Source organism: Streptomyces sp. NPDC091280 (assembly GCF_044768565.1).
Lineage (GTDB): Bacteria > Actinomycetota > Actinomycetes > Streptomycetales > Streptomycetaceae > Streptomyces.
In genome coordinates, this window is the sequence record NZ_JBIVUZ010000011.1 from 106,675 (window position 1) to 130,940 (window position 24,266).

A 24,266-nucleotide genomic window follows, 5' to 3' on the forward strand; every position below is an offset into this window, starting at 1 on the left:
CTCAGTTGTGGCCGAAGCGCTTCTGTTTGCCCTTGCGGGCCATGTCGCTGGGCGTGGCCTGGGATATGCGCTGTTCGGCCTGTGCCTCCATCGAGGACGACGTGGCCTGCTCCTGGGCGCGTTCCGACTGCGACTGCTTACGGTCACGGTTCTTGTTCTTGGCCATGGTGATCTGCCTCCTGAGGGGGATCTAGGGGCCAGGGCCGCGACCAGATTCACATAGGCTGGCAAAGAACGCATTTCGGATAATTACCGTGTGTGACATGGTCGGTGCGCGAGGGAAGCGCCGAAACGCCACGCCGAAGATCGAGTTTCGGGCCGTTAACCCCAGTGCGGTCGGGCAGACTCGAAGCGAGCCCGAAGCAAACCGACCGGGAAGAGGGTGAGTCGCGTGGACCGCTGCATCGTCCTGGTGGACGCCGGGTATCTGCTGGGGGCGGCGGCCAGTCTCCTTGCCGGAGAGCCCTCGCGTTCCCGCATCACCGTCGATCACGCCGCCCTCATCCAGGGCCTGCGCGAGCGCGCCGAGTCCGACACGGAACGGCCCCTGCTGCGCATCTACTGGTTCGACGGCGCCCCCGACCGCGTCCCGCAGCCCGAGCACCGCAGGCTGCGCGTGATGCCCCGGGTCACCGTCCGCCTCGGCGCCCTGACCCGCAGCGACGGCCGCTGGGCGCAGAAGGGCGTCGACGCCGCCATGCACGCCGAACTGACCGAACTGGCCCGCAACCGCGCCTGCTCCGACGTCGTCCTCGTCACCGGCGACGGCGACCTGCTGCCCGGCATGATGGCCGCCAAGGAGCATGGCGTCGCCGTACACCTGTGGGCCGTACAGGCCGCGGACGGGGACTACAACCAGTCCGAGGACCTGGTCGCCGAGGCCGACGAGCGGCGGGTGCTCGACCGGACCTGGATCACCAAGGCCGTACGGGCGAAGGATCTCGGTGGGGTGTGCGCGCCGCAGCCCGTGCCCCGGCCGGAGATCGCGGCGATCCTGTCCGCGCCGCTGCCCGAGTCCGCGCCGGCGACGCGCGAGCGGCCCGTCGAGGACGGCGAGCACGCGGCGGCCGAGGCCGGCTCGGCGAACGGCACGCAGGAACGCGTGCCCGCGCCCAAGGGCGTGCCCACCCCGAAGGACCTGGCCGGCCTCAAGGCCCCGGGGGCCGCCGCGCCCGCGCCGCATCCCGCGAGCGCCACCCTGCGCTGGTCCTCCGACAAGGGCTGGGTCGACCGGCCGGGCGGCGCCACCGAACCGCCCGAGGTCGCCTCCATGCCGACGCTGGCGCAGCTGACCACGGCCGAGCAGCGCTGGGCCGACCGCGAGGAGGACATCACCACGGTCGGTGGCGACCCCTTCGAAGTGGGCCAGGTCTTCGCCCGCCGGTGGATGGGCCGCCTCGGCGACCAGGGCGGCCACCTGCAAAAACTCTCCGGAATGTATCCCCGCGTCCCGCACCGCATCGACGGGGAGCTGCTGCGCTACGCGGCCCGCTTCGGCCTGCTCGCCCACAAGGACGACCAGATCGACGAGCACGACCGGTACGCGATCCGGGCCGGGTTCTGGCGCGAGATCGACGTACGGACGGCGGCCGAGCACGCCCCCGCGGGGGATTGACGCTCTTTACCGGGGTATTTGCGGTTCTCGACCCACCCGCGGGCGGGCGGGGGCCGCGGACCCCGTAGTCTCGTCCCTTGTGAGTACGCGCGCGGGACAGGCACTTCGACACGCCGGGGATGTCGTGTGCGCGGTGCGCGGACTCAGCAAGACCTATCCGGCGGTGCGCGGCCGGCGCGGAGCGCCCGGCACCCCCGAGGTACGGGCCACCGACGGGGTGACCCTCGACATCCACCGCGGCGAGATCTTCGGACTGCTCGGACCGAACGGCGCCGGCAAGTCCACCCTCGTACGCCAGCTCACCGGGCTCATGCGGCCCGACGCGGGCAGCGTCGAGATCCTCGGGCACGACATCGTGCGCCACCCGGAGCGGGCCGCCCGGATCCTCGCCCACCTCGGCCAGGAGTCCTCCGCGCTCGACGAGCTGACCGTGTCGCTCGCCGCCGAGACCACCGCACGGCTGCGCGGCCTGGACCTGCGCGAGGCACGGGCCGAACGGGACGCCGTACTGGACGAGTTGGGGCTCACGGCCATCGCCGGACGGCCGCTGAAGAAGCTGTCCGGCGGGCAGCGGCGGCTGGCGTGCGTGGCCGCCGCGCTGGTCGGGGAGCGCCCGCTGCTGGTGCTCGACGAGCCGACCACCGGAATGGATCCCGTCGCGCGCAGGGCCGTGTGGTCCGCCGTCGACCGGCGCCGGGCCGAGCGCGGCTCCACCGTGCTGCTCGTCACCCACAACGTCATCGAGGCCGAGACCGTCCTCGACCGGGTCGCCGTCCTCGACCAGGGCCGGGTCATCGCCTGCGACAGCCCCGCCGGGCTCAAGGAACAGGTCGCCGGAGAGGTCCGGGTCGAGCTGGTGTGGCGGGAGAGACCGCCGCTGGACGTCCCGGAGGTCGCCGCGCTGCGGGACCGGGCCGTCGAGTCCGGCCGCCGCTGGACGCTCCGGCTGGCCCCCGAGGAGGCCCGGGTGGCCGTCGCCACCGTCACCGGTGGGGCCGCCTTCGCCGCCCTGGACGACTTCACCCTGGCCACGCCCAGCCTGGAGGACGTGTATCTGACGCTGGGCGGCAACGGACAGGGGCTGGTGAAGGCATGAGTACACGGGCCGTCGTATCCGTATGGGACAGCGCGACTGCCGGCGTCGAGAGGAGCAGCGCGACGTGAGTGTCGTATCCGCCGATGTTCTGCCCAGTGGCCCGCTGGCCGTGCCGGAGGCCGCCGGGGCGGGCGCCGCCGAGCTCGGGCCGAAGGCGCGGCTGTGGCCCTCGCTGGCCGCCGTGTACCGGGCGCAGCTGTCCCGGGCGCGGGTCGCGCGGATCCCGCTGCTGTTCGTGGCGACCTTCCAGTCGGTCGGCATCCTGATCATGATGCGCGGGGTCGTCGACGGCGGGAGCCACGACGCCCGGTTCGTGGTCGCGGGCTCGTCCGTGCTGGTCGTCGCCTACGTCGGACTGAACCTCCTCGCGCAGTACTTCGGCCAGCTGCGCGGCAGCGGCGGGCTCGACCACTACGCCACCCTGCCGGTGCCGCCCGCCGCCGTCGTGCTCGGCGCCGCCGGGGCCTACGCCTCCTTCACCGTGCCGGGGACCGCGATCACCGCCGTCTTCGGATGCGTGCTGTTCGGGCTGCCGATGGGCAACCTCTGGATCCTGGCGGCGGTGGTCCCGCTCGCCGGGGCCGCCCTCGCCGGACTGGGCGCCGCCCTCGGGCTGCTCGCGCCCCGGCCCGAACTCGCCACGCTGCTCGGCCAGTTGGGCATGTCGGCGGCGCTGCTGCTGGGTGTGCTGCCGGCCGACCGGATGCCGGACGCGGTGCGTTTCCTGCGCGATCTGGTGCCCTCGACGTACGGCGTGGAGGCCTTCGCGCAGACCTTCGCCGCGCACCCCGACTGGGCGCTGGTCCTCGGTGACCTCGCCGTATGCGCCGCGGTCGGCGTCGTTTCGCTGGCCGTCGCCGCCTGGGCCTACCGTCGGGCCGCCGTCCGGTGACGCGCCGCACAGCCGGGCCTGGCACGATGGCAGAGTGACCGCACCGCTGACTCCGCCCCCGCCGCCGCGCGACCAGTCCCCGCACGACCCGTGGCAGCCGCCGGGTGACCAGAGCGCCCCGGGCGCCGGGTATCCCGGGCCCGCCCCGCAGGACGTGTCCTACGGCGCGGACGGGCCCGGCATGAAGACCGAACTGATCGAGGCCCTGGTCGTCATGGTCGGTGTGGCGCTCACCGGGATCGTGCTCGGACTGCTGTGGTGGTGGCTCGCGCCGCATGTGCCGCTGGTCGGGGACGTGGTCGACAAGAGCTGGGTCGTCTACCTCAAGGACTCCGAGGGCGAGCAGGCCGTGGGGGTGGACGGAACGTTCACTCTGCTCGCGGTCGGTTTCGGGGTGCTGAGCGCTCTCGCCGCGTTCCTGCTGCGGCGCCGTGGGGGAGTGCCGCTGGTGGTCGCGCTGACCGTGGGCGGGCTGCTCGCGTCGTTCCTCGCCTGGCGGCTGGGGATGTGGATGGGCCCGACGAAGGACGTGCTCGCGCACGCCAAGTCCGTCGGCAAGGGCGTCACGTTCTCCGCGCCGCTGAAGCTGGGCGCGAAGGGGGCGCTGCTGGCCTGGTCGGTGGCCGCGCTGGTCGTCCACCTCGGGCTGACCGCGCTGTTCGGGCCGCGGGACCCGGAACCGCCGTACGCGCAGCAGGGCGTTCCGGCGACGGACGGCTACGGGGCGCCGCTGTCGTAGGGGCGGGGGATTTCCTCGCCCCCGCCGCCCCTACCCGTCCCGTCCCTGGGGGCTGCCGCCCCCAGACCCCGGCTTCGGTCCTGAAGGGGCCTCGTCCTCGAACGCCGGACGGGCTGACCGCACCCGCCCCTTCTCTCCTACGCGGGCCGGTGTCCGTGATTCGAGCGGCGCTTCTTGATGCGCCACTTCCGTTTCCTGGTTTTCTTCGACATGCCCCTTGTGCTTAACCGAGGACGGGGGCGCCGTCGAGGGGTCACGCACGGCCGATGGGGGCCAGTACCGCTTCCGTGAGGGTGGCCAGGTCCTGGGGGGAGAGTTCCACCTCTAGGCCGCGGCGGCCGGCCGAGACACAGATCGTGGCGTGGGCCGAGGCCGAGTCGTCGACGACCGTGCGGAGCCGCTTGCGCTGGCCCAGGGGCGAGATGCCGCCGCGGACGTAGCCCGTGGTGCGTTCGGCGAGGGTCGGGTCGGCCATCGCGGCGCGCTTGCCGCCGACGGCCGCCGCGAGGGCCTTCAGGTCCAGTTGGCCCGCCACCGGGACGACGGCCACCGTCAGCGCGCCGTCCACGTCCGCGACGAGCGTCTTGAAGACCCGGTCGGGGGACACGCCCATCGCCTCGGCCGCCTCCTCGCCGTAGGACGGGTGGGCGGGGTCGTGGTCGTAGGCGTGCACCTCGTACGGCACCCCGGCGGCCGTCAGGGCCACGGTCGCCGGGGTGCCGCCGGACTGGGGCTGCTGTTTCCTGGGCTTCTTCGCCATCGTGGGTCTCAGTTCAGGCTCGTCGGGTTGCGCGTCAGGTCCGAGGCGGGCAGGGACGGCAGATTGCGGATGATGGCCGTCTCGGAGCGCAGGAGTTTCAGCTCGTCGCGCAGGCGGGAGGCAGTGTCGGGGGCCTGGAGCAGGCGCTGCTTCGTCGCCGTGTCGAGCATCATCGCGGCGGCCACCAGGTAGGAGACGACGGCCGGCTCGTCGGGGAGTTCGGCCTCGCCGGTCGACAGGGAGCGCTCGCGGGCGCCGGCCAGCCGCTTCTGGTACTGGCGGAACGCGCGTAGCACGCCCTCCGCCAGCGCGCCCGCCTCGTCGCCCTTCTCCTCGGGCAGCTCCTCCAGCTCGGCCGTCAGGAACGGGCCCGAGGCGTCCACGGTGAGCAGCCGCATCCGGGTGGTGCCCGTCGCCAGCACCTCGAAGGTGCCGTCCGCGCGCTCCCGGACGGTGGCCGCGTCGGCGACGCAGCCCACCGAGTGGAAGGCCTTCAGCGGGTCGGGGCCGAAGCCGGCCGCGGGCCCGCGCTCGGGCACGGCCGTCCGGTCCGGCATGCCCTGGGCGGTCGGGGCCACCTCGTGGCCGTCGCGGATGGCGACGACGGCGAATCGGCGCGGTTCCTCCTCGGGGGTCTTGAGCAGTTCGCGCATCATGGCGCGATAGCGCTCCTCGAAAATGTTCAGAGGAAGCACGAGCCCCGGGAACAGAACCGAGTTCAGGGGGAAGAGCGGCAGCCGGACGGTGGTCACGGCGCAAAAGCCTAGTGGTCGCCGGAGCGGGCGCGACCGCCGTGCTCACTCCGTGGATACGGCGGCGTGTCCTCGAAGCCCCACGGCTGCCTCGGAATCGCCGAGAGAGCGGGCGGAACCGGCCCGCCCAGCGGCAGCTGCGAGGCCACCGCGATCCGCACCCCGTCGCGCACCTCCAGGAACTGCCCGAGCGGGTCGTCGGAGATCCGGTCCCAGGGGAAGGACGTGGCGTACGGGCCGATCAGGCGCAGCTGGTCGAGGGCGTCCGGCCAGCGTTCGAGGCGGATCAGGACGTAGGCCAGCAGGTTGCGGACCTCGGCGGGCCAGGGGTCGGCCGCCGGGTAACGGGCCGAGAGGGCGAGCGCGCGGTCGGCCGCCGCGTCCAGCCGGGCGCGCGGCACGGTCGTCGGGCAGCCGTCGGTCAGACAGGCGAAGGCTGCCCGCACGGGCAGCGCCTGGACGAGGGAGCCGGGCAGGGCGTCCTGCGCGGCCCGTTCGGCGAAGTCGAAGCACTCGCGGTGGGAGGGCCGCGCGGGGTGGGGCGTGTCGCCCCACTGGGCGCAGCAGGCGGCCGAGAGGTACTGGAGGGCGGCGACATGGCAGCCGTAGTGGTGCGGGGAGCGGCGGACCGCCTCGCCCCACAGCTCTTCGAAGCGGGCGTGCCCGGCGTGTGTGCCCCGCGCGTGGTCCAGGGCGATCCGCCAGGGCACCGGGTCGCGGGGTTCGGCCTCGGCCGCCGCCGTGATCAACGGGCCGATCTCGCGGAGCAGTTCGGCGCGGGCGGGCGACTCCCAGCAGCGGTCCACCGCCAGCTGGGCGCCGATCAGCAGCGCGTCCGGGTCGTCCGGGGCGGCGGCCCGCCAGTCGGCCAGCCACTCCGGGCGGCAGCGGGCGAAGGCCGCGAGCCTGCGGGCGCAGCGGTCGCGGTCCTCCCACTCGGCGGCGGCGCGGGTGGTGGCCAGCAGCTCGGCGGCCGGCCCGTACTCGCCGCGGCCGGCCGCGACCAGCACGGGGCCGAGCCGACCGTCGGGCGCGTCGAGGAGAACCTCGTCGTCGGCCGGCAGTCCGGCGCCGAGCCGCGAGGTGTTCCTTGCCATCCGGGCGGTGCGGATGAACGCGCGCAGCAGAGCCATGGTGCCGACCATTGAAGAACCGCGATCCGGAGTGCGCCAGACCGTTTGGGCAGCCCGCGGAAAGTTGTACGACCCTCGGTCAAGCCCAGGTAAAAGGTGACTTTTGCTCACCTGTTCGAGTGCTGTACGCGACCGGCGCCTATCCCCGCCTGAGCAGCCGGGTCGCGCCCGCCGCCACCGTCGTCGCCAGGATCCAGCCCAGCAGGATCAGCACCACCGACAGCCACTGCCAGCCCCCGTGCAACTGCCACTGCCCCACCTGCCCCAGGTCGATCACCGGCAGCAGCAGATCCAGCGCGAACAGGGCGGGACTCCACGGCGGATGCCCGCCGCTGTTCACCGGCACATGCTCCGCGTGCGCGAAGGCCAGTGAACCGGCCGCCCACAGCACCGCCATCCATACGGCGGCCCGGCCCGGCCGGTACCCGTAGGCGACCGTCCAGTCCTGCGCGAACCCCCACAGCTTGGCCGCCACCGGCAGGCTCTCCCGGCGCCGCCGCTGCTTGGCCAGCAGCACCTCGCGCGCGTCCTCGTCCTCCCCGGCGTTGCGCAGCACGGTCGCCAGCCGCTCGTACGGCTCCGGGTTGTACTCGGCGGTCGCGGCGGCCACCCAGTCGAGGCGGGCGTCCAGCGGGAACGGACCCTGCGGTACGAGGTTCTCGTACCCGAAGCCGCCCATGTGGAGGTTGCCCGGCCCCGGCCAGCTGTCCTTGCCGTCGATGAGGTTGACGATCCGCGCCCCCGACAGCACCACCTTGCCGCGCTGCGGTCGCTCCCCGAGGAAGCGCAGTTCGGGCGCCTGGATGCGCAGCAGCGACAGCTCCTGGTCATCGGTGAAGGTGAAGCGGGCCCGCTCCAGGTCCACCGCGTCCCCGAACCGCCCGTCGTCCAGGCGCACCCCGCCCTGGCACGTGAAGCGCTGGATGCGGGTCCCGCGCGCGGGCGTGGTGCCGCTCAGCCAGGGACCGCCGACGCCCGCCGGGGTGAGGTACAGGGTGCGGCCCACGGTCAGCTGCGGCGCGTTCAGGGCGAGCCGTGAGTACGGGTTCGCCAGCCGGGCGCCGCGCAGACTCAGCGAGACCCCGACCTTGGCGCTGCGCAGGCTCAACTCGCCGTGCGATTCGAGGAGTTCCGCCTGGAGATCCTGCCCCACGGTCATGCCGTCGGCGGCGATGGAGCGGCCCGTGCGGTCCCGGTGGACGATCGCCTGGTTGAGCAGCAGATCGGTGCCGATGTGCGCGTCGGTCAGCCGGACCCCGTGGTGGAAGCGGCAGCGCGGCAGATGCAGGTCGCCCTCCGTGTGCACCCGCGCCGCCTCCAGCCGCGGCACCGAGCAGTTCACCAGCCGTACGGTCTGGAAGCGGGCCTCCGGGAGCAGCACGTCCCGCTCGAAGCGGCAGCCCTTCAGCTCGACGAACGGGGCGATCGTGCCGCCCGCCAGGTCCAGGGTGCCGCTGATCTGCACCCCGGTCAGTTTCAGCGAGGCCACCCGGCCCGACAGCGCGGGCGGCCCGTCCAGCAGCAGCCAGCACACGAACCGGGCCCGTACCGTCCGCTCCGGGCCCCACGGATGTCCGCCGTGCGGATCGTCGACGACGGCGTCGCCGCTGCTCAGGTCGTACACGCTGCCGTTGCGGAAGGCCTGCCACATACCGGCCTCGGCGGCGCTCGCGTCGTCCGGCACATCCCCCGCGCGGATGCCGGCACCCTCGGTCACTGCTGTTTCATCCCTCTCGACTACTCACGGGTTTCGCACAGCTGTTCATGCCCGCTCCGTAACGCCCGGAACACTAGACGTGAAGGGGATCTTCCGGGTTCCGGCCACGGTCTGTATCAGCCATTGATATGCGTGAGCAGGCCTCGATCGCCGTCTGAGAGAATTGGCCCTGTGATCTCCCGAATCGATCTGCGCGGCGACGCCCTCCCCGACGGGCCCGCCCTGCGCGACCTGCTGCCCCGAGCCGACTTCGACGTCTCGGCCGCCCTGGAGAAGGTGCGGCCGATCTGCGAGGCCGTGCATCATCGGGGCGACGCGGCGCTGATCGACTTCGCCGAGAAGTTCGACGGGGTGCGGCTGGAATCGGTACGCGTCCCGGCCGAGGCGCTCGCCCAGGCGCTGGAACAGCTCGACCCGGCCGTCCGCGCGGCCCTGGAGGAGTCCGTCCGGCGCGCCCGCCTCGTCCACCGCGAGCAGCGCCGTACGACGCACACGACGCAGGTCGTGCCCGGCGGCTCGGTCACCGAGAAGTGGGTGCCGGTGGACCGGGTGGGGCTCTACGCGCCCGGCGGACGCTCCGTCTACCCCTCCTCCGTGATCATGAACGTGGTCCCCGCCCAGGAGGCCGGCGTCCCCTCGATCGCGCTCGCCTCGCCCGCGCAGGCCGAGTTCGACGGCCTGCCGCACCCGACGATCCTCGCCGCCTGCGCGCTGCTCGGCGTCGACGAGGTGTACGCGGCCGGTGGCGCCACCGCCGTCGCGATGTTCGCCCACGGCACCGAGTCCTGCGCGCCCGCCGACATGGTCACCGGCCCCGGCAACATCTGGGTCGCCGCCGCCAAGCGCTACTTCACCGGGAAGATCGGCATCGACACCGAGGCCGGCCCGACCGAGATCGCGGTCCTCGCCGACGAGACCGCCGACCCGGCGCACGTCGCCGCCGACCTGATCAGCCAGGCCGAGCACGACCCGCTGGCCGCCGCCGTCCTGGTCACCGACTCCGTGACGCTCGCCGACGCGGTCGAGAAGGAACTCGAACCGCAGGTCGCGGCCACCAAGCACATCGAGGACCGGATCGTCCCGGCGCTCGCGGGCCGGCAGTCCGCGATCGTCCTCGTCGACGGTGTCGAGGAGGGGCTGCGGGTCGTGAACGCCTACGGCGCCGAGCACCTGGAGATCCAGACCGCGGACGCGACGGCGGTCGCCGAACGGGTGCGGAACGCGGGCGCGGTCTTCGTCGGCCCCTGGGCGCCGGTCTCCCTCGGCGACTACGCGGCCGGCTCCAACCACGTGCTGCCGACCGGCGGTTGCGCCTGCCACTCCTCCGGGCTGTCCGTGCAGTCCTTCCTCCGGGGCATCCACATCGTCGACTACACGAAGGACGCCCTGGCCGACGTGGCGCATCACGTGGTGACGCTGGCGGAGGCGGAGGACCTGCCCGCGCACGGCGCGGCGGTCAAGGCAAGGTTCGGCTGGAAGGTGCCCGGCAAGTGAGCTTCGGAATCGACGATCTCCCCGTACGGGACGAGCTGCGCGGCAAGTCCCCTTACGGCGCGCCCCAGTTGGACGTCCCCGTACGGCTGAACACCAACGAGAACCCCTACCCGCTGCCCGAGGCCCTGGTCGAGCGGATCGCCGAGCGGGTCCGCGAGGCCGCCCGCGACCTCAACCGCTACCCGGACCGGGACGCGGTCGAGTTGCGCACCCAGCTCGCCAAGTACCTGACGGACACGACGGGTCACCACGTCGGGATGGCCAACGTCTGGGCCGCCAACGGCTCCAACGAGGTCCTCCAGCAGCTGCTCCAGACCTTCGGCGGGCCCGGCCGCACCGCCATCGGCTTCGAGCCCTCGTACTCGATGCACGCGCTCATCGCGCGCGGCACCGGGACGGGCTGGATCTCCGGTCCGCGCCACGCGGACTTCACGATCGACCTGCCGGCCGCCGAGCGCTGGATCGCCGAGCACAAGCCCGACGTCGTCTTCGTCACGACCCCCAACAACCCCACGGGCAACGCCGTTCCGCCCGGGACGGTCCTCGCGCTGTACGAGGCCGCCCAGGCCGCCAAGCCCTCGATGGTCGTGGTCGACGAGGCCTACATCGAGTTCAGCCACGGCGACTCGCTGCTGCCGCTGCTCGAAGACCGGCCGAATCTCGTCGTCTCCCGCACGATGTCGAAGGCGTTCGGCGCGGCCGGTCTGCGCCTCGGCTATCTCGCCGCGCACCCGGCGGTCGTCGACGCCGTCCAACTCGTCCGGCTGCCCTACCACTTGTCGGCCGTCACCCAGGCGACCGCGCTGGCCGCCCTGGAGCACACCGACACCCTCCTCGGGTACGTCGAGCAGCTGAAGTCCGAACGGGACCGGCTGGTGGGCGAGTTGCGGGCACTGGGCTGCGAAGTCGTCGAGTCCGACGCCAACTTCGTGCAGTTCGGCCGGTTCGCGGACTCCCACACCGCGTGGCGGCAGATCCTCGACCGGGGCGTCCTGGTCCGGGACAACGGCATCCCGGGGTGGCTGCGGGTCTCCGCCGGAACCCCCGAAGAGAACGACGCGTTCCTCGACGCGGTCCGTGAGTTGATGAAGGAGCAGAGCACATGAACCGCGTAGGACGGGTGGAGCGGACGACCAAGGAGACGTCGGTCCTCGTCGAGATCGATCTCGACGGCCACGGCAAGGTCGACGTGTCGACCGGGGTCGGCTTCTACGACCACATGCTCGACCAGCTCGGCCGGCACGGTCTGTTCGACCTCACCGTGAAGACCGAGGGCGATCTGCACATCGACTCGCACCACACCATCGAGGACACCGCCCTCGCCCTCGGCGCCGCCTTCAAGCAGGCGCTCGGCGACAAGGTCGGCATCTACCGCTTCGGCAACTGCACGGTCCCGCTGGACGAGTCCCTGGCCCAGGTGACCGTCGACCTGTCCGGCCGCCCCTACCTCGTGCACACCGAGCCCGAGAACATGGCGCCGATGATCGGCGAGTACGACACGACGATGACCCGGCACATCCTGGAGTCCTTCGTCGCCCAGGCGCAGATCGCGCTGCACGTGCACGTGCCCTACGGGCGCAACGCGCACCACATCGTCGAGTGCCAGTTCAAGGCCCTCGCGCGCGCCCTGCGCTACGCCTCCGAGCGCGACCCGCGCGCGGCCGGCATCCTCCCCTCCACGAAGGGCGCGCTGTGACCGGCCTGTCGACCCTCCTCATCGTCGTCGGGCTCTTCCTGCTCGGCGGGGTCTACTCCTTCGTCAAGCAGAAGATGCCCCGCCAGCTCATCGTGCTGATCTCCATCGCCGCCGCGCTGTGCCTGGTCGCCGGCGTCATGAGGCTGGAGGTGTGGAATTGAGCCCGGCGAGGAAAGTGGTCGTCTTCGACTACGGCTTCGGCAACGTCCGCTCCGCCGAGCGGGCCCTCGCGCGCGCGGGAGCCGAGGTCGAGATCACGCGTGACTACGACAAGGCCATGAACGCGGACGGGCTGCTGGTGCCCGGCGTCGGCGCCTTCGCCGCCTGCATGGAGGGCCTGCGCGCGGCGCGCGGCGACTGGATCGTCGGCCGCCGGCTGTCCGGCGGACGCCCCGTGATGGGCATCTGCGTCGGCATGCAGATCCTCTTCGCGCGCGGCATCGAGCACGGCGTGGAGACCGAGGGCCTCGACGAATGGCCCGGCTCGGTCGAGCCCTTGCAGGCCGAGATCGTGCCCCACATGGGCTGGAACACCGTCGAGACCCCGGCGGGCTCCCGGCTCTTCGCGGGCCTGGACGCCGACGCCCGCTTCTACTTCGTGCACTCCTACGCCGTCCACGACTGGTCCCTCGAAGTCACCAACCCGGCGCTGCGCGCCCCCCTGGTGACCTGGTCGACCCACGGCAAGCCCTTCGTGGCCGCCGTGGAGAACGGCGCCCTGTGGGCCACGCAGTTCCACCCCGAGAAGTCCGGCGACGCCGGAGCGCAGCTGCTCACCAACTGGATCGGAACCCTGTAGACCATGGCCAAGCTCGAACTCCTCCCCGCCGTCGACGTCCGCGACGGCCAGGCCGTCCGCCTCGTCCACGGCGAGTCCGGGACCGAGACCTCCTACGGCTCCCCCCTGGAGGCCGCCCTCGCCTGGCAGCGCTCCGGCGCCGAGTGGCTGCACCTCGTCGACCTGGACGCCGCGTTCGGCACCGGCGACAACCGCAAGCTCATCGCCGAGGTCGCGGGCGCCATGGACATCAAGGTCGAGCTGTCCGGCGGCATCCGCGACGACGACACCCTCGCCGCCGCCCTCGCCACCGGCTGCACCCGGGTGAACCTCGGCACCGCCGCCCTGGAGACCCCCGAGTGGGTCGCCAAGGTGATCGCCCAGCACGGCGACAAGATCGCCGTCGGCCTCGACGTACGCGGCACGACCCTCCGGGGCCGCGGCTGGACCCGCGACGGCGGCGACCTCTACGAGACGCTGGAGCGCCTCAACTCCGAGGGCTGCGCCCGCTACGTCGTCACCGACATCGCCAAGGACGGCACCCTTCAGGGCCCCAACCTGGAGCTGCTGCGCAACGTCTGCGCGGCCACCGACCGCCCGGTGGTGGCCTCCGGCGGGGTGTCCTCGCTCGACGACCTCCGCGCCATCGCCGAACTGGTGCCCCTCGGTGTCGAGGGCTCCATCGTCGGGAAGGCCCTCTACGCGAAGGCGTTCACCCTGGAAGAGGCCTTGGAGGCGGTGGCCCGGTGACCGAGCTACGACGCGTCACGACCGGCGCCCCCTGGGAGGAGGCCTTCGGCTACTCCCGCGCGGTGGAGCTGCCGAACGGCCTGGTGCTGGTCTCCGGGTGCACGTCCGTCGTGGACGGCGAGATCGCCGAGGGCGGTCCCTACGAGCAGACGGTCAACGCGTTCAACGTCGCGTTCGCGGCCCTGGGACGACTGGGCCTGGGCCCTGCCGACGTGGTGCGCACCCGGATGTACATCACCCACGCCCGGGACGTCGAGGACGTGGGCCGCGCGCACAAGGAACTCTTCGACGCGATCCGCCCCGCCGCCTCGATGATCATCGTGTCCGGCTTCGTCGACCCCAGCCTGGTCGTCGAGGTCGAGGTGGAGGCCTACCGGGCGGAGGGCTCCTCATGACTCTCGCCGTACGGGTGATCCCCTGCCTCGACGTCGACAACGGCCGGGTCGTCAAGGGCGTCAACTTCCAGAACCTGCGCGACGCGGGCGACCCCGTCGAGATGGCCAAGGTCTACGACGCCGAGGGCGCCGACGAGTTGACCTTCCTGGACATCACCGCGTCCTCCGGCAACCGCGAGACGACGTACGACGTGGTCCGCCGCACCGCCGAGCAGGTCTTCATCCCGCTCACGGTCGGCGGCGGCGTCCGTACGGCCGAGGACGTGGACAAGCTGCTGCGGGCGGGCGCGGACAAGGTCGGCGTCAACACGGCGGCGATCGACCGGCCGGAGCTGATCAAGGAGATCGCGGAGCGGTTCGGCCGGCAGGTGCTGGTCCTGTCGGTGGACGCGCGCAGGACCGAGAGCGGCTCCTTCGAGGTGACCACCCACGGCGGTCGTAAGGGCACCGGCATCGACGCCGTCGAATGGGCGCACCGGGCCGCCGAGTTGGGCGCCGGGGAGATCCTGCTCAACTCGATGGACGCGGACGGCACCAAGGACGGCTACGACCTGGAGATGATCGCGGCGGTCCGCAAGCACGTGACCGTGCCGGTGATCGCCTCCGGCGGCGCGGGCAGGCTCGCCGACTTCGCGCCGGCGGTGGCGGCGGGCGCGGACGCGGTGCTGGCGGCCTCCGTCTTCCACTTCGGCGACCTGCGGATCGGCGAGGTCAAGCAGGCGTTGCGGGAAGCGGGACATCCGGTGCGGTGATCCCTCCCGTGGAGGCGCTGTAAGCCCCGATCGCCTGGCGGTCGGGGCTTACTCATGCGGAGATGCACAAGGAATATTACGCAAGGGATATTGCGCAACTTTTCTTTCGTATCTAGCCTGGAGGAGTGACCGACAAAGACAGGGACCACAGGGACAGGGACCGTCGCATCAAGGACGTGGGCACGCTCAAGGCCATCGCCCACCCGCTGCGGGCCCAGCTGTACCGGCTGCTGATCATCGCCCAGGTGGCGACCGCCTCCCAGCTCGCCGACCAGGTCGACGAGGCCGTCTCACTGGTCAGCTACCACCTGCGCAAGCTCGCCGAGCACGGCCTGATCGAGGCGGCCGAGCCGCGCAGCGGGGACGGCCGGGAGCGGTGGTGGCAGCCCGCCTCGGACGGCCTGAGCGTCCACGACGAGGACTTCCGGGACGCCCCGGAGAAGGCCGCCGCGCACACCGCCGCCAGCCGCCTGTTCTTCGACCAGCGCGTCGACATGTACCGGCGCCACCTCGACGAGCGGGCCCACTGGGGCGACGCGTGGACCTCGGCCGCCGACAACTCCGAGTGGCTGCTGCGCCTCACCCCGGCCGAACTGGCCGCGCTGTCAGCCGAGTTGGGCGATGTCGTGCGCCGGTTCCAGGAGAACAGCCGGGCCGCCGTCGCCGCCGGTGACACCGAGGGCCGCGAGAACGTCGCGGTGCACACGTACGGCTTCCCGTTCCGCGTCTGAGTCTCCGAGAGGGCCAACTCCCTTGACCACCGCGCTCGTAGCCCCTGACAGACCCGCTCACCGCGACCCCAACCTCCTGCGCTGGCTGGCCGCCTACGCGGCGTCGATGGCCGGAGACGGCGTCTACTACATCGCCCTGTCCTGGGCCGCCGTACAGGCCGGCACCCCGGCGCAGGCCGGTCTGGTGATGTCGGCCAGTGCCCTCCCGCGCGCGGTGCTCATGCTGGGCGGCGGGGTGATCGCCGACCGCCTCGGTCCGCGCCGGGTCGTCATCGGCAGCGACGCCGTGCGCTGCGCGGCCGTACTCGCCGTGGCCGCGCTGCTGTTCGTCACCGGCCTCGGGCTGTGGCCGCTCGCCGCGCTCGCCCTGGTCTTCGGCACCGTGGACGCCGTCTTCGTCCCCGCGGTGGGCGCGCTGCCCGCGCGGATCACCGACAAGGCACAGCTCGCGCGCGTGCAGGGCATGCGAGGCCTCGCGTACCGGTTCGCCGTGATCCTCGGCGCCCCGCTCGGCGGTCTCGCGGTGGCGTTCGGGGGCGCGGTGGCCGCGTTCGGGACCGCCGGGCTCCTGATCGCCGTGTCGATACCCCTGCTGATCTCGGTACGGGTCCGGGAACTCCCGCCCGACGACAGGGCCGCCGACGGCACGACCACCCCGTGGCGCGACCTCGCCGCCGGGCTTCACTACATCCGCCGCCACCGGGTCCTCGCGCCCCTGATGCTGGCCATCGCCCTCGGCGACCTGGGGTTCACCGGCCCGCTCAACGTGGGACTGACCCTCCTCGCCGACGAGCGGGGCTGGGGAGCGGCCGGGATGGGATGGGTGCTCGCCGGGTTCGGAGTCGGCGCGGGGACCGCCTCGACGGTGCTGACCGTCCGGGGCCGGCTTCCGCACGCCGGGCGGTCGGCCGGCGGCTCGCTCGTCGCGGGCTGCGTCGCCATCGGTGCCCTCGCCTACGTCCCGGGAGTCCTCGCGGCCGTGGGCATCGCCCTGCTCATCGGACTGCTCGCCGGGCTCAGCGGTGTGCTGTGCGGCGCGCTGCTCCAGACCCACTCCGACCCCGCCTGCCTCGGCCGCGTCACCGCCGTCTCCAGCCTGGTCAGCCTGGGCCTCGCCCCGCTCACCATGCCGCTGTCGGCGGCGGCGATCGGCGCGTGGGGCACCGGCCCGGTGTTCGTGGTCAGCGCGGCGGTCTGCGGGCTCGGCGGGGTCGTCGCTCTCGGCGTACGGGACCTGCGCCGGGCCGAACTGCCCGGTTGACCCCGCTCAGATCCCCAGCTGCTTGGCCTCCTGGAGCTTGGCGATCGCGTTCTCGTCGCCGTCCAGCTCCACCTTGGCCACGCTCTGCCGCCCGTGCGCGAACAGCAGCAGCTCCGAGGGCTCACCGGTCACCGTCACCACCGGCGCCCCCTTGTGGGCGACCGCCGTCTGCCCGTCCGGCCGGCGCAGCACCAGCCCGGTCGGCGCGGAGCGGCCCACCAGCCGGGCCATGCGCTCCAGCCGCGACCACAGCGCGTCCTGGAACACCGGGTCCAGCTCGCGCGGCGTCCACTCCTCCTGCGCCCGGCGGACGTCCTCGGTGTGGACGTAGAACTCGACCGTGTTGGACGCCTCGTCGAGCTGCTTGAGCTGGAACGGCGAGAAGCGCGGCGGGCCGGTGCGGATGAGCTGGATCAGCTCCTCGTACGGCTTCGCCGCGAACTCCGCCATCACCCGGTCCAGGCGCGGTGCGAGCTGCTTGATCATGATGCCCCCGGCGGCGTCCGCGCGGCGCTCGCGCACCACCACGTGCGCGGCCAGATCACGGGTCCGCCAGCCCTCGCAGAGGGTCGGGGCGTCCGGGCCCGTCGTCTCCAGCAGGTCGGCGAGAAGAAGTCGTTCACGCTTGGCGAAGGTCGACATACCGTCAGCCTACGACCGCCCGTCCGGTCCGCACAGTGGACGACCGGCCGGGACTGTCGGTGCCGCGCGGCACAATGGCCCCATGACCAGCGCTCCCCAGTCCGACCGCCTCGACCCCGAGATCGCCGCCCGCCTCAAGCGGAGCGCCGACGGGCTCGTCCCCGCCATCGCCCAGCAGTACGACACCGGTGAGGTGCTGATGCTCGGCTGGATGGACGACGAGGCGCTGCACCGCACCCTGACGACGGGCCGCTGCACCTACTGGTCCCGCAGCCGCCGGGAGTACTGGGTCAAGGGCGACACCTCCGGCCACTTCCAGCACGTCAGGTCCGTCGCCCTGGACTGCGACGCCGACACGGTCCTGGTGAAGGTCGACCAGATCGGCGCCGCCTGCCACACCGGCGCCCGCACCTGCTTCGACGCGGACGTGCTCCTCGAAGAGGCGCACCTCAAGGACGGCGCCGGTTCCGGCACCGCCGCCTCGGATCAGTAGGGTCAGCCGCCATGGACCTCGACACGTTCCGCAAGCTGGCCACCGACCGTCGCGTCATCCCGGTCACCCGCAAGCTCCTCGCCGACGGCGACACCCCGGTCGCGCTCTACCGCAAGCTCGCCGCGGAGCGCCCCGGCACCTTCCTCCTGGAGTCCGCGGAGAACGGCCGCTCCTGGTCCAGGTACTCGTTCGTGGGAGTCCGCAGCGCCGCGACCCTCACCGCCCGCGACGGCCGGGCCCACTGGCTCGGCACCCCGCCCGTCGGCGTCCCGGTCGACGGCGACCCCCTCGCCGCCCTGCGCGCCACCGTCGAGACCCTGCACACCCCGCACCAGGAGGGCCTGCCGCCCTTCACCGGCGGCATGGTCGGCTATCTCGGCTACGACATCGTGCGCCGCCTGGAGAAGATCGGCGCGGGGGAGCGGGACGACCTCCGGCTGCCCGAGCTGACCATGCTCCTCACCAGCGACCTCGCCGTGATGGACCACTGGGAGGGCTCGGTCCTGCTGATCGCCAACGCGATCAACCACAACGACCTCGACACCGGCGTCGACGAGGCCCACGCCGACGCGGTGGCCCGCCTCGACGCCATGGAGGCGGACCTCTCCCGCGCGGTCGCCCAGCCGCCCGCCCAGCTCCCGCCCTCCGAACTCCCCGAGTACACCGCGCTGTGGGGCGGCCCCGACTTCAAGGAGGCCGTCGAGGACATCAAGGAGCGCATCCGCGCGGGCGAGGCCTTCCAGGTCGTCCCCTCCCAGCGCTTCGAAACCCCGTGCACGGCAAGCGCGTTGGACGTGTACCGGGTGCTGCGGGCGACCAACCCGTCGCCGTACATGTACCTGTTCCGCTTCGACGGCTTCGACGTGGTCGGCTCGTCCCCCGAGGCGCTCGTCAAGGTCGAGGACGGCCGCGCGATGGTCCACCCCATCGCCGGCACCCGGCACCGCGGCGCCGGCCCGCAGGAGGACCAGGCCCTCGCCGACGAACTCCTCGCCGACCCCAAGGAGCGCGCCGAACACCTCATGCTGGTCGACCTCGGCCGTAACGATCTGGGACGCGTCTGCGAGCCCGGCTCGGTCGAGGTCGTCGACTTCATGTCGGTCGAGCGCTACTCCCACGTGATGCACATCGTCTCCACGGTCACCGGCCGCGTCGCCCCCGGCCGCACCGCCTTCGACGTCCTCACGGCCTGCTTCCCGGCCGGCACCCTCTCCGGCGCGCCCAAGCCCCGCGCGATGCAGATCATCGACGAACTGGAGCCCTCCAGAAGGGGGTTGTACGGCGGCTGCGTCGGCTACCTCGACTTCGCGGGCGACTCCGACACCGCCATCGCCATCCGTACGGCCCTCCTGCGCGGCGGCACGGCCTACGTCCAGGCGGGCGCGGGGATCGTCGCCGACTCGGACCCGGACCTGGAGGACCAGGAGTGCCGCAACAAGGCGGCGGCGGTCCTGCGCGCGGTGCACACGGCGAACCGGCTCGGGCAATAGGACGAGGGTCATATGAACCCCGGGTGACGGTTCGCCCGGGGTTCGAGCGATAGTGGACCACGTGACTGCTGCTGTTCCGCACCCCCGTTCCGAAGGCGACGGCCCCGCGCGCGCCGGCCGCCGCAGCCTCGCCGTGGCGCTGATGAGCGGTGCGCTCGGCGCGGCCGTGGCGCTGCTGGCCACCCGTCAGCGCTGGTCGGAGGGGATCGCGACGGTGGCGGGCGACCCGTTCCCGCTGTCCGCCAAGGGCAGCGACGTCACGGGCGTGCCCGCGGCGCTCGCCATAGTGGGACTCGCCGCGCTCGTCGCCGTCTTCGCGGTCCGCCGGACGGGCCGCTTCGCGGTCTCCGCCCTCCTCGCGCTCTCCGGCGCGGGCATCGTCGTCGCCGCCCTGCTGGGCGCCGGAGACAGCTCCGCGCTCGACGACAAGGCCACCCAGGCCTCCGGCGGCACCTCGTCCGCCGTGCACGCCTTCGACCACACCGCCTGGCCCTACGTGGCCGCGGTCGGCGGCGCCCTGATCCTGCTGGCCGGCCTGCTCGCCCTGTTCTACGGCCGCCGCTGGCCCGCGATGTCCGGCCGCTACGAGCGCAACGGCGCGCCCCGTCCCCGCCGCGCCCCCGTGGTCGACCCCGACCGCCCCGAGGACATCTGGAAGGCCCTCGACCGCGGCGAGGACCCCACAGGGGCGTAGCCCCACCGAGGGCGCCACCGAGGGCTCCGCCGACGCGCGAGTGCCCCACCCCGAAGCACCGCATCCGCACGCGTGCGGAACAATGAACCGTGAGCGTCTGCTCACACACGCACACAGCAACGAGGAGCACGTCATGGCGGGCAACAGCCACGGTCACACTTTGGCCGCCTGGACCGGTACCACCATTGTCTTCATCGGGTTCTTGGTCGCGGGCGCCTTCATGGTCATGGCGCAGCCGGCCGGCTTCTGGGCCGGTATGGGCATCGTGGTCATCGGCGGCATCGTCGGCTGGGTCATGAGCTCGATGGGTATGGGCATGCCCAAGGACCGTCCCCAGGACCTGACCGAGCTGCTCGGCAAGACCGCGCACGCCGACAGCTGAACCTGCCGCTGTCGGTCACCACTTCGTGGAGGGGCGGTCCCGGATCCACCGGGGACCGCCCCTCACGCGCGCGTGCCGCACCGAGGGCCCAGGGGGCACAATGCGAGACGTGAACGCCGACAGCCGGACCACACCGAACACCCGCGCCCCCGGTTCCGCCTCCGCGCTGAATCGCGTGGCCGTCCCCGCGGGCGTCCTGGCGGCCGTCGCCGGAGCCTTCGCCTACGTCGGCACGGTCGACCCCAACCAGCCCGGCCACTACCCCGTCTGCCCCCTGTACCGCTTCACCGGCCTGTACTGCCCCGGCTGCGGCGGACTGCGCAGCGCGCACGAGTTCGTCCACGGCGACTTCCTGGCCGCCCTCCAGGACAACGCGCTCGCCGTGGTGGGCTATCTGGCCTTCATGGTCCTTTGGACCGTCTGGGTGGTCCGCGCGGCGCGCGGCCGGCCGGTGCGGCTCGATCTCGGCAGCGGCTCGCTCTGGGCGCTGGGCGCATTGGTGCTGGTCTTCACGGTTGTCCGGAACCTGCCGTTCGGTGGCTGGCTACATCCTTGATCGACCGGCGGATGTCCAGGTAGTGGGACCGGCGTCAACCGGATGCGAGGGCTACGCCTTCCTCCGGATACCATCGAGGTCAGATGTGACCATTGCTTTTCCACCGTCCGGAAGGGGGCCGCTCGCGTGAGTGTGCTCGACGAGATCATCGACGGAGTCCGTGCCGACCTGGCGGAACGACAGGCGCGGGTCAGCCTCGACGAGCTCAAGGAGCGCGCGGCGAAGGCACCCGCGGCCAAGGACGGCGTCGCGGCCCTGCGCGGCGACGGCGTCAAGGTCATCTGCGAGGTCAAGCGCTCCAGCCCCTCCAAGGGCGCGCTCGCGGCGATCGCCGACCCGGCGGGCCTCGCGGCGGACTACGAGGCGGGCGGCGCCGCCGTCATCTCCGTCCTCACCGAGCAGCGCCGCTTCGGCGGCTCGCTGGCCGACCTGGAGGCCGTCCGCGCGCGGGTGGACATCCCGGTCCTGCGCAAGGACTTCATCGTCACGTCGTACCAGCTCTGGGAAGCCCGTGCCTACGGCGCCGACCTCGCCCTGCTGATCGTCGCGGCCCTGGACCAGCCCGCCCTGGAGTCCCTCATCGAGCGCGCCGAGTCGATCGGCCTCACGCCGATCGTCGAGGTCCACGACGAGGACGAGGTCGACCGCGCGGTCGACGCCGGCGCGAAGATCATCGGCGTCAACGCCCGCAACCTCAAGACCCTTGAGGTCGACCGCGGCACCTTCGAGCGCGTGGCCCCCGAGATCCCGGCGCACATCGTCAAGATCGCCGAGTCCGGGGTCCGCGGCCCCCACGACCTCATCGCCTACGCCAACGCCGGCGCCGACGCGGTCCTGGTCGGCGAGTCCCTGGTCACCGGCCGCGACCCCAAGTCCGCGGTGTCGGACCTGGTGGCGGCGGGCGAACACCCGGCACTGCGCCACGGCCGCGGCTGATCACCCGGTAGAGTTCCCCGCGATGACTCCGACGACCTCTCCCACGGACCGGTACGCCCGCCTGGCGCGCGGCTGCCGTCCGAGGGGTTGCCGTGCGCCCGCACGCCGGGTGCACGGCCGCAGAGTGCGGTACGTCATCGGAGATGAGCCGGGGCAAGTGAACGGCATGCGATGGCAGCGGCCCACCAGGGGCGCGGGGCTGTATCTGATGTGCGGCTACCGCCGCGCGGGCGCGACGAGCACCAACGGGCGCGCAGTCGACTAACTCCCCCTGCCCCCACGGCGTTTAGTGCTTTTCCACAAACCCACCGTGAGGTTTCCGCATGCCCAGCGAGTTCTTCATTCCCGACCCCGAGGGTCAAGTCCCCACCGCCGAAGGCTACTTCGGCGCCTTCGGCGGCAAGTTCATCCCGGAGGCCCTGGTCGCCGCCGTGGACGAGGTCGCCGTCGAGTACGACAAGGCCAAGCACGACCCCGAGTTCGCCCGCGAGTTGGACGACCTCCTGGTCAACTACACCGGCAGGCCCAGCGCGTTCACCGAGGTCCCCCGCTTCGCGGAACACGCGGGCGGCGCCCGGATCTTCCTCAAGCGCGAGGACCTGAACCACACCGGCTCCCACAAGATCAACAACGTCCTCGGTCAGGCCCTGCTCACCAAGCGCATGGGCAAGACCCGGGTCATCGCGGAGACCGGCGCCGGCCAGCACGGCGTAGCGACCGCCACCGCCTGCGCCCTGTTCGGCCTCGAATGCACCATCTACATGGGCGAGATCGACACCCAGCGCCAGGCGCTGAACGTCGCCCGGATGCGCATGCTCGGCGCCGAGGTCATCGCCGTGAAGTCCGGCAGCCGCACCCTCAAGGACGCCATCAACGAGGCGTTCCGCGACTGGGTCGCCAACGTCGACCGCACCCACTACCTCTTCGGCACGGTCGCCGGCCCGCACCCCTTCCCCGCCATGGTCCGCGACTTCCACCGCGTGATCGGCGTCGAGGCCCGCCGCCAGATCCTGGAGCGCGCCGGACGCCTGCCCGACGCGGCCATCGCCTGCGTCGGCGGCGGCTCGAACGCCATCGGCCTGTTCCACGCCTTCATCCCCGACGCCGGCGTACGCCTCATCGGCTGCGAACCGGCCGGCCACGGCGTCGAGACCGGCGAGCACGCGGCCACCCTCACCGCGGGCGAGCCCGGCATCCTGCACGGTTCGCGGTCCTACGTCCTCCAGGACGAGGAGGGCCAGATCACCGAGCCGTACTCGATCTCGGCCGGACTGGACTACCCCGGCATCGGCCCCGAGCACTCCTACCTCAAGGACAGCGGACGCGGCGAGTACCGCGCGGTCACCGACGACGCGGCCATGCAGGCCCTGCGCCTGCTGTCCCGCACCGAGGGCATCATCCCGGCCATCGAGAGCGCCCACGCGCTCGCGGGCGCGCTGGAGGTCGGCCGGGAGCTGGGCAAGGACGGCCTGATCGTCGTCAACCTCTCCGGGCGCGGCGACAAGGACATGGACACCGCCGCACGCTACTTCGGCCTGTACGAAACCGAAGCCGACGCCACCGTCGCGGCCAACGCGGCCGACACCGCCGAGATCGAGGGGGACGCCAAGTGAGCGGCAACATCCAGCTGTTGAGCGACACCCTCGCCGCCGCCAGGGCCGAGGGACGCGCCGCGCTCATCGCCTACCTCCCGGCCGGGTTCCCGACCGTGGACGGCGGCATCGAGGCGATCAAGGCCGTGTTCGACGGCGGCGCCGACATCGTCGAGGTGGGCCTGCCGCACAGCGACCCCGTCCTCGACGGTCCCGTCATCCAGACCGCCGACGACATCGCCCTGCGCGGCGGAGTCAAGATCGCGGACGTCATGCGCACGGTCCGCGAGGCCCACGCGGCGACCGGGAAGCCGGTGCTCGTCATGACGTACTGGAACCCCATCGACCGCTACGGCGTCGAGCGCTTCACCGCCGAACTCGCCGAGGCGGGCGGTGCCGGCTGCATCCTGCCCGACCTGCCGGTGCAGGAGGCGGGGCTGTGGAGGGAGCACGCGGAGAAGCACGGGCTCGCCACGGTCTTCGTGGTCGCGCCCAGCAGCAAGGACGCCCGCCTCGCCGAGATCACCAAGGTCGGCACCGGCTTCGTCTACGCCGCCTCGCTGATGGGCGTCACCGGCACCCGTGAGTCGGTGGGCGCGCAGGCGCAGGACCTCGTCGAGCGTACCCGGGCCACCACCGACACGCCCGTGTGCGTCGGCCTCGGTGTCTCCGACGCCCGGCAGGCCGCCGAGGTGGCCCGCTTCGCGGACGGCGTGATCGTCGGCTCGGCCTTCGTCAAGCGGATGCTGGACGCGCCCGACGACGCGGCCGGGGTCGAGGCGGTCCGCGCCCTCGCGGGCGAGCTGGCGAAGGGCGTGCGCGGCCAGGCGTAGCGCACCGGCGCGAAGGAACAGTCGGGCAAAGGAACAGTCGGGCAAAGGAACAACCGTCCCTCGTATGGGTGGACCTGGGACCGGGGA

The 24,266-nt window shown here is 72.4% G+C and carries 29 protein-coding genes; 23 read left to right on the forward strand and 6 right to left on the reverse strand.

Going from position 1 to position 24,266, the window contains the following annotated elements:
* Window position 1: 1 nt before the first annotated feature.
* Entirely contained in the window at window positions 2-166 is a 165-nt protein-coding gene (locus ACIQPR_RS31130; RefSeq protein ID WP_355912577.1) for a hypothetical protein, read from the reverse strand.
* 225 nt (window positions 167-391) lie between these two features.
* On the opposite strand from ACIQPR_RS31130, the gene ACIQPR_RS31135 reads away from it, so the two are divergent.
* From ACIQPR_RS31135 to ACIQPR_RS31150, 4 genes are all read left to right on the forward strand, one after another.
* Window positions 392-1,615, forward strand: coding sequence for an NYN domain-containing protein (locus ACIQPR_RS31135; RefSeq protein WP_403655023.1), 1,224 nt, complete (start codon window positions 392-394; stop codon window positions 1,613-1,615).
* Between the two features lie 124 nt (window positions 1,616-1,739).
* A complete protein-coding gene (locus ACIQPR_RS31140) occupies window positions 1,740-2,711 on the forward strand; it encodes an ABC transporter ATP-binding protein (RefSeq protein ID WP_403655634.1) in 972 nt (323 codons plus the stop codon).
* 64 nt (window positions 2,712-2,775) lie between these two features.
* Window positions 2,776-3,603: an ABC transporter permease gene (locus tag ACIQPR_RS31145; RefSeq protein ID WP_403655025.1), complete on the forward strand. Its 828-nt coding sequence runs from the start codon at window positions 2,776-2,778 to the stop codon at window positions 3,601-3,603.
* Between the two features lie 34 nt (window positions 3,604-3,637).
* On the forward strand, window positions 3,638-4,342 hold the full coding sequence (locus ACIQPR_RS31150; protein ID WP_403655027.1) for a DUF2567 domain-containing protein: 705 nt from the start codon (window positions 3,638-3,640) through the stop codon (window positions 4,340-4,342).
* A 253-nt stretch (window positions 4,343-4,595) separates the two neighbouring features.
* Here ACIQPR_RS31150 and ybaK read toward each other — a convergent pair whose 3' ends face one another.
* The 4 genes from ybaK to ACIQPR_RS31170 form a co-directional block, all read right to left on the reverse strand.
* Entirely contained in the window at window positions 4,596-5,102 is a 507-nt protein-coding gene (ybaK, locus tag ACIQPR_RS31155; RefSeq protein ID WP_403655029.1) for a Cys-tRNA(Pro) deacylase, read from the reverse strand.
* 8 nt (window positions 5,103-5,110) lie between these two features.
* The gene (locus ACIQPR_RS31160) at window positions 5,111-5,854 is read right to left on the reverse strand and encodes an LON peptidase substrate-binding domain-containing protein (RefSeq protein ID WP_403655031.1); all 744 of its coding nucleotides are present in this window, start codon (window positions 5,852-5,854) and stop codon (window positions 5,111-5,113) included.
* Between the two features lie 11 nt (window positions 5,855-5,865).
* The gene (locus tag ACIQPR_RS31165) at window positions 5,866-6,987 is read right to left on the reverse strand and encodes a hypothetical protein (RefSeq protein WP_403655033.1); all 1,122 of its coding nucleotides are present in this window, start codon (window positions 6,985-6,987) and stop codon (window positions 5,866-5,868) included.
* 139 nt (window positions 6,988-7,126) lie between these two features.
* Complete coding sequence (locus ACIQPR_RS31170; RefSeq protein WP_403655035.1) at window positions 7,127-8,704, reverse strand: oxidoreductase; 1,578 nt, start codon at window positions 8,702-8,704, stop codon at window positions 7,127-7,129.
* A gap of 171 nt (window positions 8,705-8,875) precedes the next feature.
* Here ACIQPR_RS31170 and hisD point away from each other — a divergent pair, with 171 nt between their 5' ends.
* The 10 genes from hisD (at window position 8,876) to ACIQPR_RS31220 (ending at window position 16,561) form a co-directional block, all read left to right on the forward strand.
* On the forward strand, window positions 8,876-10,198 hold the full coding sequence (gene hisD, locus ACIQPR_RS31175) for a histidinol dehydrogenase (RefSeq protein ID WP_403655037.1): 1,323 nt from the start codon (window positions 8,876-8,878) through the stop codon (window positions 10,196-10,198).
* Window positions 10,195-11,304, forward strand: a complete 1,110-nt coding sequence (locus ACIQPR_RS31180) for a histidinol-phosphate transaminase (protein ID WP_403655039.1) — start codon at window positions 10,195-10,197, stop codon at window positions 11,302-11,304. The genes hisD and ACIQPR_RS31180 overlap by 4 nt, the downstream gene beginning before the upstream one ends.
* Window positions 11,301-11,894, forward strand: a complete 594-nt coding sequence (gene hisB / locus ACIQPR_RS31185; protein ID WP_043675308.1) for an imidazoleglycerol-phosphate dehydratase HisB — start codon at window positions 11,301-11,303, stop codon at window positions 11,892-11,894. Before ACIQPR_RS31180 ends, hisB begins: the two co-directional genes overlap by 4 nt.
* Complete coding sequence (locus ACIQPR_RS31190; protein ID WP_403655041.1) at window positions 11,891-12,055, forward strand: hypothetical protein; 165 nt, start codon at window positions 11,891-11,893, stop codon at window positions 12,053-12,055. The genes hisB and ACIQPR_RS31190 overlap by 4 nt, the downstream gene beginning before the upstream one ends.
* Window positions 12,046-12,693 (forward strand): imidazole glycerol phosphate synthase subunit HisH, encoded by a 648-nt coding sequence (hisH, locus tag ACIQPR_RS31195; RefSeq protein WP_403655043.1) that lies wholly within the window; start codon window positions 12,046-12,048, stop codon window positions 12,691-12,693. Before ACIQPR_RS31190 ends, hisH begins: the two co-directional genes overlap by 10 nt.
* 3 nt (window positions 12,694-12,696) lie before the next feature.
* Window positions 12,697-13,422 (forward strand): bifunctional 1-(5-phosphoribosyl)-5-((5-phosphoribosylamino)methylideneamino)imidazole-4-carboxamide isomerase/phosphoribosylanthranilate isomerase PriA, encoded by a 726-nt coding sequence (gene priA / locus ACIQPR_RS31200; protein ID WP_403655045.1) that lies wholly within the window; start codon window positions 12,697-12,699, stop codon window positions 13,420-13,422.
* Window positions 13,419-13,817 carry a RidA family protein gene (locus tag ACIQPR_RS31205; RefSeq protein ID WP_403655047.1) on the forward strand — a complete coding sequence of 133 codons (399 nt, stop codon included), beginning with the start codon at window positions 13,419-13,421 and terminating at the stop codon, window positions 13,815-13,817. The genes priA and ACIQPR_RS31205 overlap by 4 nt, the downstream gene beginning before the upstream one ends.
* A complete protein-coding gene (gene hisF / locus ACIQPR_RS31210) occupies window positions 13,814-14,569 on the forward strand; it encodes an imidazole glycerol phosphate synthase subunit HisF (RefSeq protein ID WP_403655049.1) in 756 nt (251 codons plus the stop codon). Before ACIQPR_RS31205 ends, hisF begins: the two co-directional genes overlap by 4 nt.
* Before the next feature lie 125 nt (window positions 14,570-14,694).
* Window positions 14,695-15,300 carry an ArsR/SmtB family transcription factor gene (locus ACIQPR_RS31215; protein ID WP_403655051.1) on the forward strand — a complete coding sequence of 202 codons (606 nt, stop codon included), beginning with the start codon at window positions 14,695-14,697 and terminating at the stop codon, window positions 15,298-15,300.
* A 22-nt stretch (window positions 15,301-15,322) separates the two neighbouring features.
* Window positions 15,323-16,561, forward strand: coding sequence for an MFS transporter (locus ACIQPR_RS31220; RefSeq protein ID WP_403655053.1), 1,239 nt, complete (start codon window positions 15,323-15,325; stop codon window positions 16,559-16,561).
* Between the two features lie 6 nt (window positions 16,562-16,567).
* Here ACIQPR_RS31220 and ACIQPR_RS31225 read toward each other — a convergent pair whose 3' ends face one another.
* The gene (locus ACIQPR_RS31225; RefSeq protein WP_317887796.1) at window positions 16,568-17,203 is read right to left on the reverse strand and encodes a TIGR03085 family metal-binding protein; all 636 of its coding nucleotides are present in this window, start codon (window positions 17,201-17,203) and stop codon (window positions 16,568-16,570) included.
* An 82-nt stretch (window positions 17,204-17,285) separates the two neighbouring features.
* Here ACIQPR_RS31225 and hisI point away from each other — a divergent pair, with 82 nt between their 5' ends.
* The 9 genes from hisI (at window position 17,286) to trpA (ending at window position 24,179) form a co-directional block, all read left to right on the forward strand.
* Entirely contained in the window at window positions 17,286-17,696 is a 411-nt protein-coding gene (hisI, locus tag ACIQPR_RS31230) for a phosphoribosyl-AMP cyclohydrolase (protein ID WP_403655055.1), read from the forward strand.
* Window positions 17,697-17,707: 11 nt separating this feature from the next.
* The gene (locus ACIQPR_RS31235) at window positions 17,708-19,186 is read left to right on the forward strand and encodes an anthranilate synthase component I (RefSeq protein WP_403655057.1); all 1,479 of its coding nucleotides are present in this window, start codon (window positions 17,708-17,710) and stop codon (window positions 19,184-19,186) included.
* A 52-nt stretch (window positions 19,187-19,238) separates the two neighbouring features.
* The gene (locus ACIQPR_RS31240) at window positions 19,239-19,880 is read left to right on the forward strand and encodes a TIGR02234 family membrane protein (RefSeq protein WP_403655059.1); all 642 of its coding nucleotides are present in this window, start codon (window positions 19,239-19,241) and stop codon (window positions 19,878-19,880) included.
* A 133-nt stretch (window positions 19,881-20,013) separates the two neighbouring features.
* Window positions 20,014-20,262: an HGxxPAAW family protein gene (locus ACIQPR_RS31245; RefSeq protein WP_403655061.1), complete on the forward strand. Its 249-nt coding sequence runs from the start codon at window positions 20,014-20,016 to the stop codon at window positions 20,260-20,262.
* Between the two features lie 100 nt (window positions 20,263-20,362).
* On the forward strand, window positions 20,363-20,818 hold the full coding sequence (locus ACIQPR_RS31250) for a DUF2752 domain-containing protein (RefSeq protein ID WP_403655063.1): 456 nt from the start codon (window positions 20,363-20,365) through the stop codon (window positions 20,816-20,818).
* Window positions 20,819-20,944: 126 nt separating this feature from the next.
* Window positions 20,945-21,754 (forward strand): indole-3-glycerol phosphate synthase TrpC, encoded by an 810-nt coding sequence (gene trpC / locus ACIQPR_RS31255; protein ID WP_352183724.1) that lies wholly within the window; start codon window positions 20,945-20,947, stop codon window positions 21,752-21,754.
* 22 nt (window positions 21,755-21,776) lie between these two features.
* The gene (gene trpM / locus ACIQPR_RS31260; protein ID WP_403655065.1) at window positions 21,777-22,019 is read left to right on the forward strand and encodes a tryptophan biosynthesis modulator TrpM; all 243 of its coding nucleotides are present in this window, start codon (window positions 21,777-21,779) and stop codon (window positions 22,017-22,019) included.
* Window positions 22,020-22,077: 58 nt separating this feature from the next.
* A complete protein-coding gene (trpB, locus tag ACIQPR_RS31265; protein WP_403655067.1) occupies window positions 22,078-23,367 on the forward strand; it encodes a tryptophan synthase subunit beta in 1,290 nt (429 codons plus the stop codon).
* Window positions 23,364-24,179: a tryptophan synthase subunit alpha gene (gene trpA / locus ACIQPR_RS31270; protein ID WP_403655069.1), complete on the forward strand. Its 816-nt coding sequence runs from the start codon at window positions 23,364-23,366 to the stop codon at window positions 24,177-24,179. The genes trpB and trpA overlap by 4 nt, the downstream gene beginning before the upstream one ends.
* The last annotated feature ends 87 nt before the right edge of the window (window positions 24,180-24,266 follow it).